13 protein-coding genes are annotated in these 16,104 nt (G+C 45.3%); 5 read left to right on the forward strand and 8 right to left on the reverse strand.

The genetic code is table 11. The features are described 5' to 3' along the window. Positions 1 to 24: 24 nt before the first annotated feature. From ERX55_RS07390 to ERX55_RS07405, 4 genes are read left to right on the forward strand one after another with little or no spacing between them, the layout of a single operon-like run. On the forward strand, positions 25 to 960 hold the full coding sequence (locus ERX55_RS07390; protein ID WP_133451935.1) for a glycosyltransferase family 2 protein: 936 nt from the start codon (positions 25 to 27) through the stop codon (positions 958 to 960). After that, the gene (locus ERX55_RS07395) at positions 953 to 1,336 is read left to right on the forward strand and encodes a GtrA family protein (protein ID WP_133451936.1); all 384 of its coding nucleotides are present in this window, start codon (positions 953 to 955) and stop codon (positions 1,334 to 1,336) included. Before ERX55_RS07390 ends, ERX55_RS07395 begins: the two co-directional genes overlap by 8 nt. After that, on the forward strand, positions 1,326 to 3,902 hold the full coding sequence (locus ERX55_RS07400) for a YfhO family protein (protein WP_243721478.1): 2,577 nt from the start codon (positions 1,326 to 1,328) through the stop codon (positions 3,900 to 3,902). The genes ERX55_RS07395 and ERX55_RS07400 overlap by 11 nt, the downstream gene beginning before the upstream one ends. Next, complete coding sequence (locus ERX55_RS07405) at positions 3,899 to 6,502, forward strand: YfhO family protein (protein WP_133451938.1); 2,604 nt, start codon at positions 3,899 to 3,901, stop codon at positions 6,500 to 6,502. Before ERX55_RS07400 ends, ERX55_RS07405 begins: the two co-directional genes overlap by 4 nt. A gap of 39 nt (positions 6,503 to 6,541) precedes the next feature. Here the strand turns inward: ERX55_RS07405 and ERX55_RS07410 are convergent, their stop codons facing one another. The 8 genes from ERX55_RS07410 to nagE form a co-directional block, all read right to left on the reverse strand. After that, complete coding sequence (locus ERX55_RS07410; RefSeq protein WP_133451939.1) at positions 6,542 to 8,359, reverse strand: ABC transporter ATP-binding protein; 1,818 nt, start codon at positions 8,357 to 8,359, stop codon at positions 6,542 to 6,544. Then, positions 8,356 to 10,548: an ABC transporter ATP-binding protein gene (locus tag ERX55_RS07415; protein ID WP_133451940.1), complete on the reverse strand. Its 2,193-nt coding sequence runs from the start codon at positions 10,546 to 10,548 to the stop codon at positions 8,356 to 8,358. Before ERX55_RS07415 ends, ERX55_RS07410 begins: the two co-directional genes overlap by 4 nt. Positions 10,549 to 10,687: 139 nt before the next feature. Then, on the reverse strand, positions 10,688 to 11,035 hold the full coding sequence (rplS, locus tag ERX55_RS07420; RefSeq protein WP_133451941.1) for a 50S ribosomal protein L19: 348 nt from the start codon (positions 11,033 to 11,035) through the stop codon (positions 10,688 to 10,690). Positions 11,036 to 11,172: 137 nt separating this feature from the next. Further along, a complete protein-coding gene (gene trmD, locus ERX55_RS07425; RefSeq protein ID WP_133451942.1) occupies positions 11,173 to 11,898 on the reverse strand; it encodes a tRNA (guanosine(37)-N1)-methyltransferase TrmD in 726 nt (241 codons plus the stop codon). Next, positions 11,895 to 12,395, reverse strand: a complete 501-nt coding sequence (gene rimM, locus ERX55_RS07430; RefSeq protein ID WP_133451943.1) for a ribosome maturation factor RimM — start codon at positions 12,393 to 12,395, stop codon at positions 11,895 to 11,897. The genes trmD and rimM overlap by 4 nt, the downstream gene beginning before the upstream one ends. Positions 12,396 to 12,437: 42 nt before the next feature. Beyond that, positions 12,438 to 12,665 (reverse strand): KH domain-containing protein, encoded by a 228-nt coding sequence (locus tag ERX55_RS07435; protein ID WP_133451944.1) that lies wholly within the window; start codon positions 12,663 to 12,665, stop codon positions 12,438 to 12,440. A 5-nt stretch (positions 12,666 to 12,670) separates the two neighbouring features. Continuing rightward, positions 12,671 to 12,946: a 30S ribosomal protein S16 gene (rpsP, locus tag ERX55_RS07440; protein WP_133451945.1), complete on the reverse strand. Its 276-nt coding sequence runs from the start codon at positions 12,944 to 12,946 to the stop codon at positions 12,671 to 12,673. A 438-nt stretch (positions 12,947 to 13,384) separates the two neighbouring features. Next, positions 13,385 to 14,833: an N-acetylglucosamine-specific PTS transporter subunit IIBC gene (nagE, locus tag ERX55_RS07445; RefSeq protein WP_133451946.1), complete on the reverse strand. Its 1,449-nt coding sequence runs from the start codon at positions 14,831 to 14,833 to the stop codon at positions 13,385 to 13,387. A 118-nt stretch (positions 14,834 to 14,951) separates the two neighbouring features. Between nagE and nagA the strand changes: the two genes are divergently transcribed. Then, positions 14,952 to 16,091: an N-acetylglucosamine-6-phosphate deacetylase gene (nagA, locus tag ERX55_RS07450; RefSeq protein WP_133451947.1), complete on the forward strand. Its 1,140-nt coding sequence runs from the start codon at positions 14,952 to 14,954 to the stop codon at positions 16,089 to 16,091. Positions 16,092 to 16,104 lie beyond the last annotated feature (13 nt).

Consider the following 16,104-nt stretch of genomic DNA (forward strand, 5'->3'; position numbering starts at 1 on the left):
ATCAGCATTAACAAAGGAGTCATCATGAAATTATCATTAATCGTCCCTATCTATAATGAAGAAAAAAATATCAGTCGACTTCATCATTCTATCACACAAACCATGACAGCAAATGAATATAATTATGAGCTGATTATGATCAACGACGGTTCAAGCGACCGTTCGATTGAAATGATTGAAGCCCTCAGTCAGCAGGACGCTCATATCAAATATGTCTCATTCTCACGCAACTTCGGCAAGGAGTCTGCGATGCTTGCCGGTTTAAAATGTTCGACCGGAGATGCTGCCATCATACTGGATGCTGACCTCCAGCATCCACCGGAACTGATTCCGCAGTTTGTCGCCGCCTACCAGGAAGGATACGATCAGGTGGTCGCACGGCGTGACCGGGACGGTGAACATATCCTGCGAAAGATTCCGAGTCAGCTGTTCTATAAACTGATCAACTTCAATGTTGATGTTGATCTCGTGGACGGTGAAGGAGACTTCAGACTGATCTCCCGGGTCGTGATTGACTCTATTCTGTCACTTGATGAGTACAACCGCTTCTCAAAAGGCATATTTGAGTGGGTCGGCTTCAGCAAGAAAACCATTCCTTTTAAGAATGTCAGACGGGAAGCAGGTCAGTCCTCTTTCAATTTCGTGTCCCTTCTGGATTATGCGATTGACGGCGTGCTCAGCTATAACAATAAACCGCTCAGAGTATGCTTTTATTTCGGCACAGTGACCTTGATCATCTGTCTGCTCTATATTCTGACTACGCTGATCCAGATTATTTTCACCGGCATAGATGAACCGGGCTACTTCACCATCATTTCAGCCATCCTCTTTCTAGGGGGTGTCCAGCTGTTCAGTCTGGGTGTCATCGGTGAATATATCGGCCGTATTTATTCAGAGAGCAAAAGACGGCCTCATTTTATTGTTGAGCGCACGAACGCTGAGGAGCTGAAACATGACTAGACTATTCAGCTCTGCATTCATTCGTTTTGTAGCTGTCGGTGTCATCAATACCGTCAATTATTATGTGATGTACTTACTGCTGCTCCACATCGCACCTTATATGGTCAGTCACATCACCGCGTTCCTCTGGTCGTTTATTTGTTCCTACTACTTGAACTGTTATATCGTCTATCATGTCAGACCGAAATGGTCGACCTTCCTGAAGTTCCCGCTGACGCAGGTCATCAATATGGGATTACAGACGTTGCTGCTCATGCTTTTCGTCAAGATGGGACTCGATGAACGACTCGCACCGTTCCCGGCGCTCATCATCACAGTACCTGTCACTTATGTGATCGCAAAATATATTTTCGTCGAGAATAATCATGAAAAATAAAAAGTATCTATTCCCTTTTCTTTTTCTGCTGCTCGCAGTTTTCGGACACAGTTTCTATATCTACCGGTTCTTGAAGGACGGTACGATCTTCACGGGGCCTAACGACGGGCTGGAGCAGATGCTGCCTTTCCAGCTGTTTCTCTATGATAAATGGTCGCATGGTCAGTTTTTCTATGATATGGATTTTGGTCTCGGTGGCGATTATTATACTGATCTGGCCTACTATTATTCGACTTCGATTGTCTTTTATGTGAATATGGTCGCCATCTGGTGGCTGAACCTGGTCTTTCATTTTAAGACGGAGAGCATCCAGTTCTGGGCGGTCAATGCATTCTATATTTCCATCTTCAAGTCTGCTGTGGCCATGTATTTCACCTATCTTTATTTCACCTATCTGAAGGTGGACCGTATAAGTGCGCTGCTCGGTGCTTTTCTCTTTCTGACGTCAGCGATTTATTTCCGCTTTACGCTTTACTGGTCATTCTTTTCAGATGTCTTTATTTTCCTGCCGCTGCTTCTGCTCGGCATAGAGAAGTATATTCAGGACAAGAAGAAGATCTGGTTTATCACTGCTGTCGCCTTGTCTCTTATCAATAATTTCTATTTCGCCTATTATCAGATGCTTTTCGGGGTGATCTACTTTATCATCCGCATGATTTTCCGCTCTGAAAGAGACCGTGCCGCGCGACTCGACCAGTGGAAAGCCTTCCTGATGATGACTTTACTGGGAACGGGCATCTCGATGTTCAGCTTTTTCTACGGCGTCAAAGGCTTTCTGCAGAATGACCGCGCACCGTATACCGACCCGATGACACTCTTCAATACATTCGATCAGCACGCTAATATCTTCTATGATAACTATCTGGTCATCGTTCTCTACATTACCTTGCAGGCACTCTTCACTTTTAAGTTCTACCGCTCTTATTTCTATCGTTTCTTTGCACTGATGACCATCGCCCTGATTTACTTGAGTTTCATGCCCTTTATCGATTCTGTCTTCAACGGTTTCTCAGCACCGCAGAAGCGGTGGCACTATTTACTGACCTTCTTCTCCAGCGGGCTGATCGCCATGTATATCGCCCGGTTCCGTCATATTTCGGTCCAGAATTATCTCTATTCACTGCTGCCCGGCTTCATCATTGTGGGTCTGAGCTACATCTATATCGACAAGAAAGTGGAATGGCTCTGGTATTTGCCGGTCATCGCGTTAATCGGCCTATGCATCCTGCTGGTTAAAAATAAACGTGCCCAGCAAGTGCTTTATATCGCACAGATCGCTGCCCTGATGCTCTTCAACTGGCATGTCGTGAAAGAACATAACGTGTATGACAACTATAATCCGGGCATCGACAGCAGGGCGAAGATGTCCTACATTGAATCGAGCGTCTACAACTCAGGACTGCAGCAGGAGATCATCAATGACTTAAAGGCCAGACTGAAGCCAGGCGAACGTATCGACTGGCGAGTGCTTGAACAGGATAATACCCCGCTCTATCAGCGTTTCCCGGGGGTCAGTCTATATTCCAGCATCTTTGACGGTTCACTGATAGACTTCTATTATCATCAGCTGAAGATCAATCTGAAGGAAGAATCTATCAGCCGCTACTCCACTTTCCAGTCACGCAGCAATCTGGAGTCGCTCTTTAATGTGCGCTATCTCGTCAGAAAAGATTACCAGACTGATGTTCCTGAGAATTTCAAGCTGATCGAGACAAAAGGCAAGTATAATATTTATGAGAACACCCTGCCGCTGCCTGTCGCTAAAGTAACAGACACTATATTTGACGCTGATACCCTAAAGACACCGATCGACCGTGAGCATGCGATGTTAAAAGGTGTGGTGCTCAACGGAGAATCCACCGCTTCAATATCACCAGCTGAAAATCTGCTCAGCTCAAGTACCATTCAGGCATCAGGTGCTACATGGCAGACGTACAATCAAACATTGAGCGTCAATCCGCCGAGCGGGGGTGTGATCATCACACTGCCGAAGGACGCACTGAAAAAGTATAAGGATTTCTATGTGGAACTTCATGCCGAACTGACTTCTGCTGAAAGCAATATCCAGATCAATGTCAACGGCTATGCGAATAACCGTCTCTTCAAGTCCAGTAAATACCGGACTCATCAGGACGATCTGCTGTACCGGGTCAAGCCGAAGAACGGCAAGATTTTAATCGGGATGACGCAAGGGACCTACCGCTTTAACATCCAGGGGATCTACGGTGAAGACTATCAGGCTCTTGAAAAGGCTGAGCGGACGAATGAAATCAAGTTCACTGAAGACGGTCATCATATGCAGGCTGTCCTCAAAGAGCATCGTGCAGGCTACCTCGTCACACCGATTATTTACCGTGACGGTCTGACTGCGCGCATCGATGGCAAGAAGGCACCTGTTGAACGCGGCAATTATCTGCAGGCAGTCGTCAAAGTGCCCGCTGATGCTCGAGTGGTCGAGTTCAAATATATACCGCCCTATTTCTATCTGACTGTCCTTATTTCGCTGCTGTCACTCATTGCTGCCCTGTTTTATCTAAAACCGGTACAAAGGAAGCGTAAACCATGAAATACAAAACGTTCATCACCTGTCTTGTCCTGTCGCTTCTGGCTCATAGTGTCATCATTTACAGATTTGTCACTGAGGGCATCCTGTTCTCAGGTAAAGGCGACAGTATCGCGCAGATGATCCCTTTTCAGCTCTATTTATATGAGCAGTTCTCAAAGTTTAATTTTTTCTATGATATGGGCTTCGGCATAGGCGGCGATTTCTTTCGCAGCCTTGCCTATTATTATTCGACTTCACCGATCGCCTATCTCAATTTCGGAGCCGTCTATCTGCTGGATCTCTTTCTGCCGCTGAACACCGGCAGCCCTGACTTCTGGTTTGTCAATCAGATCATCGTCTCCATCTTTAAGCTGACAGCGATTCTCTATGTCACTTACCGCCTTTTCAAGTATCTCGGTATCAATCAATATGCGAGCATGGCCAGTGCATTTCTCTACGGCTATTCGACCGTCTATTTCTTCTTCACTTTTACCTGGAGTTTCTTCAGCGATGTGATGTTCTATCTGCCGCTGACGATACTCGGTATGGAACGGTACTTTGCCGAGCGTAAAATCGGCCTCTATCTTTTAGGCATCGCACTGACGCTCCATTCCAATTTTTATTTCAGTTACTATCAGTTTATCTTTGTGCTCTTTTATTTCATCTACCGGACACTCTACAGGAAGGCGAGCGATAGCGTATCGAGACGGACGAAGCTCATCACGATTGTTATCTCGTCACTTATCGCGCTCATGATCAGTGCTGTCGGCTTCTATACGGGCGTCACGAGCTATCTGCTGAATGACCGGACACTCCCGCCGATCAAGCTGAAGCCGTTCATTGATTTTATCAGCCATTATAACCTCTTCTATGACGGCTACTATATCGTTATACCATTTGTTGCGGTGATGGCACTTTTTACGTTCAAGCTATACAGAAACTATACCTTCAGACTGTTCGCCGTCATTACCTGGCTCTTCATGGCGGGTTCATTGTCCCCCTTATTTGATAGTTTCTTCAACGGCTTTTCAATTGACCAGAGACGCTGGGTCTATATGCTTGCATTCTCCGCGGCCGGTCTGGTCGCGGTCTACCTGCATCATCTGAAGAACCTGACCTTGAAGGATATCATCATTTCCTTGCTACCTGTCTCACTCATCTATAGCCTGTCGGTTATCGGCAGTGGCAAATCGCTCACCTGGCTGATCTTCATTCCGGTTGTAGCTGTTATCATCATGCTTTATGTATACAGACCACAAGTGATCACTTTTCAGTTCCTCACTGTGACGGTTGTCATCATGAACCTCTATTTTGTCTATGACTACATCCGTGAACAGATGGATACACTCCATCCCTTCTATGAACATGACCTGGCATTTGTCCAGTCGGATAAATATAACAGTGAGACGCAGCGGTCAATCATCAAGAATATCACAACAGAATCACCTGCAGCCCGGATTGACTGGCAGACTTCGGCCACACATAACACACCGCTTTATCAGCATTTCAACGGCATCAAGCTTTATTCAAGTATCTTTGACAAAGATATCTATCAGTTCTATGATGAGGAACTGAATATCACGATGGACACAGACAGCAACAGCATCTACTACCGGCTGGGTGAACGGGCGAATCTCTATAGTCTCTTTAATGTCAACCATTCCATCCGGACCGATAATATCGCGACACTGCCCTATGGTTTTGAACTGACCGATCAGAGACAGGGCAAGGAGAAACGCTACTCTGTCTACCGCAATACCCATGAACTGCCGCTGGTCAGAGTCACGGATAAAGTGTTCAATCCACAAGAGCTGAAAACACCGATTGACCGCGAGCACGCGATGCTTGAGGGTGTTGTGCTGGACAGTCCCTCCAACTCAAAAGTGACTCCAGCTGAAAATCTCCTGCCTCAGACTACGATGTCACTGAATAATGCGACATATGACGGTCAACAGCTCATCGTCAGTCAGGATCAGGGCGGCATCACCTATCGTCTCCCTAAACGTCTGGCTGACCGCTATAAAGATTTATATGTGGATCTAAGTATCGAACTGAAAACGCCGAGCCGCTATCATTACGTCTGGATCAATGAGATCTATCAGTCCCGGAAACCGCTCGATGATGACTACCGCCGTTTCAATCCGACTATCACGTTGCGGATCAAAGCGAGTGATTTGATTCAGCTGAAGCTTATGTCGGGTACTTATACGTATCACATCAACGGCATCTACGGTGAAGATTATACGACACTGGAATCAGCTACACAGCAGCAGAAGCATCAGCTGACTCAGGCAGGTGGTAAACTCGTCGCGACACTGAGTCCGCATGATACAGGTTACGCTGTAATCCCGACGCCTTATTTAAACGGGATGTCTGCTAAAGTGGACGGCAGGAAAGCTGAAGTTTCTGAAGGCAACTACTTAATGACCGCTGTCAAAGTAGACAAAAATGCCAGAAAAATAGAACTCACTTACACACCGCCCTACTTCCATCTGATGCAGCTCATCAGCCTTATCGGTTTAGCCACCGCTATCTGGTATATACAAAAAGTGAGTCGCGGAAAACGCAGTACCGTCACTAATCAAGAAGAAATCGACACCATTGCACCGCCTGCTGAATAGAAAAATCCCGTTATATCTCAAAAGATATAACGGGATTTTTTAAACTGCCTCGTCAAACTGGCTGTCATATAAGCCTTTATAGAAGCCGTCCTGCTTCAGCAGTTCATCATGTGTACCCTGCTCGATGATGTCCCCGTTCTTCATGACGAGAATCAGGTCCGCATTCCGGATAGTTGAGAGACGGTGCGCGATGACAAAGCTGGTCCGTCCTTCCATCAGCTTATCCATCGCTTTCTGGATCAGGACTTCCGTCCGGGTGTCGACGTTACTTGTTGCCTCGTCGAGAATCAGAATCTTAGGGTCCGAGAGAATCGCTCGGGCAATGGTCAATAATTGTTTCTGACCTTGTGAGACATTGCTCGTCTCCTCATTTAAGATCATGTCGTACGCATGCGGCCATGTCCTGATGAAGTGATCGACCTGCGCGTCACGTGCTGCCTGCTCTACTTCTAAATCTGTGGCGTCCAGTTTCCCGTAGCGGATGTTTTCACGAATCGTGCCGTTGAATAGCCATGTATCCTGCAGGACAATGCCGAACAGTTTACGCAGCTCATCTCGTTTAAAGTCCTGGATATTGATGCCATCTATTTTAATCGCACCGCTGTTCACATCATAAAAACGCATCAAGAGCTTGACGATGGTTGATTTACCTGCACCTGTCGGCCCGACAATGGCGACTTTCTGCCCCGGTTTCACGTGTGCTGAAAAATCATTGATGATTGTCTTATCTGCGTTATAACCGAAGTTCACGCCTTCAAAGTCCACTGCCCCTTCGATATAGACATGATCTCTGTCTACATCTGTCCGGCTATCAACGACTGATAATGCATGCTCATCATCTTTCACTTCTTCTGGCTCATCGATAATCGCAAAGACCCGTTCTGTCGCAGCTGCAGTCAGCTGCAGCGTATTACTGATACTCGCAATCTGAGAGATCGGCTGATTGAACTGACGGATATACTGGATAAAGGCCTGGATACCGCCGACAGTCATCGTCCCTTTGACCGCAAAGTAGCCGCCGAGTATACAGATGACGACATAAGTGATATTTCCGATAAACATCGTAATCGGCATGATCAGACTGGACAGGAAGTTCGCTTTCCAGGCTGATTTGTAAAGCGTATCATTGTATGCCTCAAATGTGCTGCCTGATTCTGTCTCGCGGTTGAATGCTTTAATCACGGTATGATTGCCAAGCATTTCCTCAACATGCCCATTGACCAGTCCGAGTGACTCCTGCTGATTCTTAAAATGAATCTGTGAATTCTTCATAATCATGACAACTGCAATCATCGACAGCGGCAGTGTCAACAGGGCAACCAGAGTCAGCTGCCAGCTGATGGTGAACATCATAATAGAGATGCCGACCAGCATCGTGATGGACGTAATAATCTGCGCTAGACTTTGATTTAACGTCTGGCTGATGGTATCGATGTCATTGGTAATACGACTCAAGACATCACCTTGTGAAGTTTTATCATAGAATCTCAGCGGCAGCTTATGGAGTTTCTTATTGAGATCCTCTCTTAAAGAATAGGTTATTTTAGCGGTGACACCAGACATGACATATCCTTGCAGATAATTGAAGAGTGCACTGACCAGGTAAAATACTGTCAGTAAAAGTAAGACGCGCTCTATCTCACCGAAATCAATCCTGCCGGTGCCGTTTGTCTGAGCGATGACGCCTTTAAAGAGGACATCAATTCCGTTACCGAGAATCTTCGGTCCAAAAATCATAAAGACTGTTGAGACCATCGCTAAAACAATCACCAGCAGAATCATCAGACGATAGGTGGCGATATAGCTGAAGAGTCGCATAAGCGCTTGCTTCATATTAGTCGGTTTGTCCTGTTTCATGCCAGCTCCTCCTCAGATAATTGTGATGATGCAATCTCAAAATATTCCTCGTTTGTTCTCAGCAGTTCATCGTGTGTCCCTCTGCCAACCACTTCGCCTTTATCCAGAACAATAATCTGTTCAGCCCCCATGATAGATGTGACACGCTGGCCGATCACAATAATCGTCTTCCTTTTCTGCTGATTAAAGAGGGCCAGTCTGAGCTGTTTCTCTGTTCTTGCGTCCAGTGCGCTGAAACTGTCATCAAAGATCAGAACTTCAGCATCACGGAGTACGGCACGTGCGATGGCGAGACGCTGCTTCTGACCACCGGATAAGTTACTGCCGTTCTGTGAGATTTCTGTATCAAGTCCGTCCATCTGTGCAATAAATTCCGTTGCCTGAGCGATATCAAGCGCTTCAAGCATCTCTTCATCAGTGGCGTCTTCTTTACCGACCCGTAGATTAGAACGAACAGTGCCTTTCAGGAGTGCTGCTTTCTGCGGAACAAGTGCAATACGATCTCGCAGGCTCTGCAGCTTGACATCCCTGACATTGACGCCGTCTAACAGCACTTCCCCGTGCGTCGTATCATAGAATCTGAGCAGCAGATTAATCAGGGTCGATTTTCCAGCGCCTGTTGAGCCGATGACCGCAGTCATCTCTCCTGGTCTTGCCACTATATCGATATCTTTCAGCGCATATTCCTTCGCGCCGTCATGCTTAAAGCTGACGTTTCTGAATTCAACCAGACCAGAGTGATTGATAAATTCTTTCGTGTTCTGGTGGTCTGCTATTGATAAATCTGTCTCCAGTATTTCCTTGATACGACCAGCTGAGACAGCAGCACGCGGAATCAGGATAAAGGTAAATGATAACATCAGAAAAGCCATGATGATCTGTGTCGTATACTGAATAAAAGCCATCATATCACCGACCTGCATAGAAGCATCGGCAATACGGTGTGCACCTACCCAGACAATAACAAGCGAGACACCATTCATAATGAGTGTCATTACAGGCGACATAAGTGACATCACTCTACCGATAAACAGGTTAGTGTCTGTCAGATCTTTGTTGGCAACATTAAAACGTTTTTTCTCGTGCTCTCCTGTCCCGAATGCCCGGACCACCATTAAACCACTTAAAAATTCACGGGATACGAGGTTGACCTTATCCACCAGTTGCTGAATGATTTTAAACTTTGGAATGGCAAGCGCCATGATAATGCCGATAAAGGCCAGCAAAATGACAACGGCAATCACGATAATCCAGCTCATAGCGTTTGATTTGTTGATCGCCATAATGACACCGCCTGCCCCCATGATCGGTGCATAACAGATCATACGGATGCCTATCATAAAGAACTGCTGAATCTGTGTCATATCATTTGTAGAACGTGTGATCAACGAAGCCGTTGAGAAGTTATCAATCTCTTTGAATGAAAAACTTTCGATTTTTCTGAAGACGTCACGGCGCAGGTCACGCGTAAGACCGGCCGCAATTCGCGACGAGAGTAAGCTCACAAGGATCGTTGCGAGACCCCCGATCAGCGCAACCCCGAGCATTACAAGACCCATTTTAATGATGTAAGCGGTCTGTATTTTGGTAAGATCAAGACCCAGTTCATGATAAAAAGACTGCGTCAGACTGACACCTAGCTGTTTCGTCATGATATCATTATCTGCTTGCTGGTTGCGATATGCTTCTTTTTTCGTTTCAGGCAATTGATCAAGAACTGGCTGAATCTTGTAGAGCTGAGTCACATCCAGCTTCTTCCCGGCCGGTTGCGAAGATTGTTTCTGGGATTTTGGAGCATCGCTGAGAGCATTGAACAGTCCAAGACTTGATTTGTGGAATGTCCTATTTAAATCTTTCAGCTTACTACTTGATACATCCTGTCTGAGATAAAACTGCCCTTCTGCTTTTTTGTATGTATCTTTGTACTGATCAGCGTCGACGAGTTTGTACGAAGCTTTGACCTTTTCTTTCTGACTATCTGTCATAAAGGTCTGCATCAGTTTCATGCCGGCCTGACTGATGGCTTCTGGTGCCTCATCCGTCACACCATGCTGCTGTATACCATTATCAACAATGTCTGACATATAGTTCGGCAGACTCAGATCACTGAATGCCTGTACAAATAGAAGGACGACGGCCAGTAAGAGCGGAAGCATGAAGGCTTTTAAATATCTGAAAATATATAGCATTTTTTCACTCCTTTTCATTTCTTTTTCGTTACTTGGTAAATCATATAGTGTACGTCTGGTTGAGTCAATGAACAATCCTGCCGGAAATGTCGGATAACAAAAAAAGCATCCTGAATACTCAGGATGCTTCACGCTTTTATTAGCGAATTTCTTTAATACGCGCAGCTTTACCACGTAAGCTACGTAAGTAGTAAAGTTTCGCACGACGTACTTTACCACGACGTAATACTTCGATTTTCTCGATTTTTGGCGTGTGTAACGGGAAAGTACGTTCTACACCCACACCGTAAGAAATCTTACGAACCGTGAAAGTCTCAGAGATACCGCCACCACGACGTTTGATTACCACACCTTCAAAGACCTGGATACGTTCGCGAGTTCCCTCAACGATACGTACGTGTACTTTTAAAGTATCACCAGGACGGAAAGCCGGGATGTCAGTACGGAGTTGTTCTTTAGTAATTGCATCGATTAATTTGTTGTTCATTTTTCCTTCTCCTTCTTCCTATGTTCTTAAAATAAGGATTTCAGCGGACCATAGTGATTATGTGTTTTCACACTCATAGAATATTATCACAATTGAGCGCTTCTGACAAGAAAAAATCTTGACAGTTTGAAAATAATTTATTCCTGATAGCCCAAGGTCTCTAAATACTGGATATCTGCTGCTGTCAGCGGATAGCTTTCCAGGAGATCAGGCCGTCTTTCATATGTCCGTTTCAGACTTTCGTGATGACGCCATTCTTCTATCAGCTTATGATTGCCGCTGAGCAGGACAGCAGGCACCTGCAAGCCGTTATAATCGGCAGGACGCGTATACTGCGGGTGTTCCAGCAAGCCGGATGAAAAGGAATCATCTTCATGTGAGACTTCGTTGCCGAGCACATCGGGAATCAGTCGCACAATCGCATCTGTCATCGTCATAGCTGCCAGCTCACCGCCTGTCAGGACGAAATCCCCAAGTGAAATTTCATCAGTCACAAGTTCGGTGCGGATACGTTCATCATATCCTTCGTAATGACCGCAGATAAAAATCAGATGCTCAGCATGTGCCAGTTCTTCAGCTTTCGCCTGGTCAAAACGTTCACCTTGCGGGCACATCAGAATGATCCGGGTCTCCTCAGTGACTTCAAGCGACTGGACCGCACTGAAGACCGGTTCAGGCTTCAGCACCATTCCCTGACCCCCGCCGTAAGGATAGTCATCGACCTGCTGATGCTTATTATTCGAAAACGCACGGAAATTCACCGGGTTAAGTGTGACGATGCCCTTATCCTGTGACCGCTTCATAATAGAGTGATTGAGCGTCTCAAACATCTCGGGGAAGAGCGTCAGATAGTCAATTCTCACGATAACAGACCGTCCATCGCTTCTATGACAATGGTCTTATTCGCGACATCCACTTCTTTAACGACGTCCTCGATATAAGGGATCAAATACTCCTTGTCACCTTTGACGACCCAGACATCATTTGCGCCCGTTTCAAAGATATCAATCACCCGGCCGACCGCCTCACCTGCATTAAAGACCGTACAGCCGATGATATCATGATAATAGAACTCATTTTCTGCCAGCGGGATATCAATCTCGTCAATATCCTGAAAGATATCAGCACCTTTGAACTTCTCGACAACATTAATGTTCTCCATGCCTTCGAACTGCAGCAGATGAAAGTTCTTGTGTGTGCGGTAACTTTTAATCTTAACAGGTGTCTCCTCATTATTCTGCCTGATGATGATTTCATTGCCCGGCTTGAAGCGTTCCTGTGTAAAGTCTGAAGCAGACAGCACACGCACCTCTCCTTTAATACCGTGCATATTCACAATCTTACCTACATTGACTGACATGTGATCGCCTCCTATAAAAAAAGGGGCACCAACAGGCACCCCTTAATCAATTTCTACAAACACTTTTTTACCTGACTCGTGCTGACCTGCCATCGTCAGTGTACGGATCGCCTTAATCAGACGACCCTGCTTACCGATGACTTTGCCAGTATCTTCTTTGTTGACGCTTATATGATAAGTGACACTTGAATGATGGTCTTCTTTTGATATCTGAATATCTTCCGGAAAATCAACGAGTGGCTCAATAATCGTTTGTAATAATTGTTCCATCGCAATTACTTCGCGATTTTTTGGTTATGGAATTTCTCCATGATACCTTGTGAAGACAAGATATTACGTACTGTATCAGTTGGTTTCGCTCCATCAGCTAACCATTTTAAAGCTAACGCTTCGTCAACCTTGATTTCTGCTGCTGGTTTAGCAACTGGATTGTAAGTTCCGATTGCTTCGATGATACGACCGTCACGTGGCGCACGAGCGTCAGCTACAACGATACGGTAGAAAGGGTTTCTTTTAGAACCCATACGTGTTAAACGAATTTTAACTGCCATAATTTAATTCTCTCCTTTAGTTCTTTTCTCAAGTACTTACTATAACAGATAACAAAATTACTGTAAAGTATTTTTTCTTTACAGTTTCAAAAAATTTTTGAAGTGTTTGAAGGGCTCTTAGGGTTATGAGCGATAAACACTAAATATCGCTCATAACCCGGCATTCATATCCGTTTCCTACTCGTTATGAGCGATAAATCCCAAATATCGCTCATAACCCGGCATTCATATCCGTTTCCTACTCGTTATGAGCGATAAATCCCAAATATCGCTCATAACCCGGCACTCATATCCGTTTCCTACTCGTTATGAGCGATAAATCCCAAATATCGCTCATAACCCGGCATTCATATCCGTTTCCTACTCGTTATGAGCGATAAATCCCAAATATCGCTCATAACAAAAAATCTACCCAGTACTCACCTGGATAGATTCATCTTAACGATCCAATTGTCGTTCTACTTCATCGGCCACTTGCTGAACATGTGTGCCGATAATAATCTGTGCTTGTGTGCGTCCGCTCTTAATGACACCGGCTGCACCTGCTTGCTTAATCTCATTCACATTGATGACTGAATTATCTTTCACTTCTAATCTGAGGCGAGTTGCGCAGTTTGTCAGTGTGTCAATATTGTCTTCTCCACCTAATCCCTTGATAATATGACGCGCCATTGCTGAATACTTACCTTCTCCTTCAGCAACGCCCTCATCTATGTGCTCAGCCATATCATCTTCACGACCTAAAGTCTTCAAGTCAAAGAACTGAATAGCCGCTCTGAAAATAACATAATAAAGAACAAAGAATACTATACCTTGCATCATCAGCATCCATGGTTGATTCGACATCGGATTCAGTAATGACAGTAAGAAATCAATTAAGCCCGCACTGAACGAAAACCCTGCTGTCCACTGGAACGATGCAGCTATAAACATTGACAGTCCTGTCAATATCGCATGAATAACAAATAGGACCGGTGCAACAAACATAAATGCAAATTCAATCGGCTCTGTAATACCCACAAAGAACGCAGAGACTGAACCTGCAAGTAACAGGCCGGCAACGCGTTTTTTCTGTTCAGTTTTAGCTGTATGATACATTGCAAGTGCAGCAGCCGGCATGCCGAACATCATAACCGGAAAGAAGCCCGCCATATAGCGGCCAGTCATACCTTCGACCCCTTTGCCTTGCTGGAAGTTGACGATATCATTGACATTGGCAACATCAAACCAGAACACTGAGTTCAATGCATGATGAAGACCTACAGGTATGAGCAGCCGGTTGAAGAATCCATATAGACCTGCCCCTACTGGTCCTAGACCTAAGATCATCTCACCAAAATTAACGAGTCCGCTAAAGACAACTGGCCAGACAAACAACAGGATAAATGCGAGGAACATACTTGCGAATGCCGTCATAATCGGTACAAGCCGTTTACCGCTGAAAAATGAGAGCGCCATAGGAAGTTCGGTTTCAGAAAATCGGTTATACATATAAGCAGCAATTAATCCGACTATAATACCGACGAAGACATTTGAATTATCAAGTTTTTCGAAACCTGGATTCACTTTAGCGACATCGACGCCTAGATATAGTGCTACATTTACAGGCTTAAGGATAGTTGAAACCATGAAAAATCCGACAACAGCAGCAAGTGCGACTGCCCCGTCATTTTTCTTCGCCATCCCGAGGGCTGTACCTACAGCAAAGAGAACACCCATCAGACCCAGTATGCTGAGACCTGCATTCTGAATAAATGAAGATACTGCATTCGGCTTTTCCTGAATGGCAATCATTGTATTGGCAATGCCGATAATAATAGCCGCAGCCGGCAGTATTGCGACTGGGAGCATAAGTGAGCGTCCCAGCTTTTGAAAGAAACTTAACATGTTTTTTCTCCTTTATCGTTTGTTAAACTTTTCACTTAATTACTTTAACCGTTTTCATTAACTAAAGCAATAGCCTATTTATGCTATAATGTAACCAATCTAAGAAGGAAGTGATCACATGAGTTATGTGCTGACGAATGGCACGATTCATACAGAAAAAGGCAGCGTAAATGGGCATATTATAATAGAAGAAAGTCATATCAAAGCGGTTCAGGAAGGCCCCTATTCAGGTCCGCTTGAAACGATTGATTTAGAAGGCAAACATATCCTTCCCGGCTTCATTGATATTCACATTCACGGAGGATATGGAGAGGATTTCATGGATGCGAATGCACTGGGACTCCATCACTTATCCCGCTCATTGCTTTCAGAAGGTACAACAAGTTATCTGGCGACGACGATGACCCAGTCCACAGAAGTCATTAGGACTGCGCTTGACACGCTTAAAACGTATCATGCCCAACAACTCCCTCATGATGCAGAGATGCTGGGCATTCATCTTGAAGGTCCCTTTATCTCTCCAGATAAAGTAGGCGCTCAGAATCCGGCCTATGTTCAAAGACCGACTATTCAAGCCATCAATGACTTGCAGGACAAAGCAGACGGCCTCATTAAAATCATGACATTCGCTCCTGAAATCGAAGGTGCAGATGAAGTCCTCAGACATTTCAAGGACGACATCATTTTTTCAGTGGGGCACACAACAGCGGATTATGGTCAGATAAACCAAGCAGCAGATAACGGTGCAAAACATATCACCCATCTCTATAATGCTTCATCACCGTTTCAGCATCGTAGTCCAGGTGCTTTCGGTGCTGCCTGGCTGAACGACCAGTTATCTGCTGAGGTGATTGTCGACGGCGTCCATTCTCACCCTGCTGCTGTAGCAATCGCGTATCGCATGAAAGGCAGAGATCGTTTTTATCTCATCACGGATGCAATGCGTGCAAAAGGAATGTCTGAAGGCACTTATGACCTGGGCGGCCAGGATGTGATCGTCAAAAATCAGACAGCGCGTCTCAGTGACGGCACACTGGCCGGCAGCATCCTCAAGATGAATGAGGGACTCCGTCTGTTAAAAGAATATACTGGGCGTCCTCTATCAGAGCTCTGGCCTGTAACGAGTCTCAATCAGGCTAAGGCGCTGGGTATAGCTGACCATAAAGGCAGTATCGCGCCAGGTAAAGATGCAGATCTTGTTATATTGGACGACGATTGTCAGGTGCAGATGACAATCAAGAAGGGACATCAACATTAAAAGACATATAGAG

It is taken from the genome of Macrococcus bovicus (genome assembly GCF_004359575.1).
In the GTDB taxonomy this organism is placed as follows: domain Bacteria; phylum Bacillota; class Bacilli; order Staphylococcales; family Staphylococcaceae; genus Macrococcus; species Macrococcus bovicus.

Bases quoted from the DNA above. Each gene is read 5' to 3' on its own strand.
- ERX55_RS07395 (WP_133451936.1), top strand. From the start codon at position 953: ATGACTAGACTATTCAGCTCTGCATTCATTCGTTTTGTAGCTGTCGGT.
- rimM (WP_133451943.1), bottom strand. From the start codon at position 12,395: ATGTCAGTCAATGTAGGTAAGATTGTGAATATGCACGGTATTAAAGGA.
- nagA (WP_133451947.1), top strand. From the start codon at position 14,952: ATGAGTTATGTGCTGACGAATGGCACGATTCATACAGAAAAAGGCAGC.
- nagE (WP_133451946.1), bottom strand. From the start codon at position 14,833: ATGTTAAGTTTCTTTCAAAAGCTGGGACGCTCACTTATGCTCCCAGTC.
- ERX55_RS07405 (WP_133451938.1), top strand. From the start codon at position 3,899: ATGAAATACAAAACGTTCATCACCTGTCTTGTCCTGTCGCTTCTGGCT.
- ERX55_RS07435 (WP_133451944.1), bottom strand. From the start codon at position 12,665: ATGGAACAATTATTACAAACGATTATTGAGCCACTCGTTGATTTTCCG.
- ERX55_RS07390 (WP_133451935.1), top strand. From the start codon at position 25: ATGAAATTATCATTAATCGTCCCTATCTATAATGAAGAAAAAAATATC.
- rpsP (WP_133451945.1), bottom strand. From the start codon at position 12,946: ATGGCAGTTAAAATTCGTTTAACACGTATGGGTTCTAAAAGAAACCCT.
- rplS (WP_133451941.1), bottom strand. From the start codon at position 11,035: ATGAACAACAAATTAATCGATGCAATTACTAAAGAACAACTCCGTACT.
- ERX55_RS07410 (WP_133451939.1), bottom strand. From the start codon at position 8,359: ATGAAACAGGACAAACCGACTAATATGAAGCAAGCGCTTATGCGACTC.
- ERX55_RS07400 (WP_243721478.1), top strand. From the start codon at position 1,326: ATGAAAAATAAAAAGTATCTATTCCCTTTTCTTTTTCTGCTGCTCGCA.
- ERX55_RS07415 (WP_133451940.1), bottom strand. From the start codon at position 10,548: ATGCTATATATTTTCAGATATTTAAAAGCCTTCATGCTTCCGCTCTTA.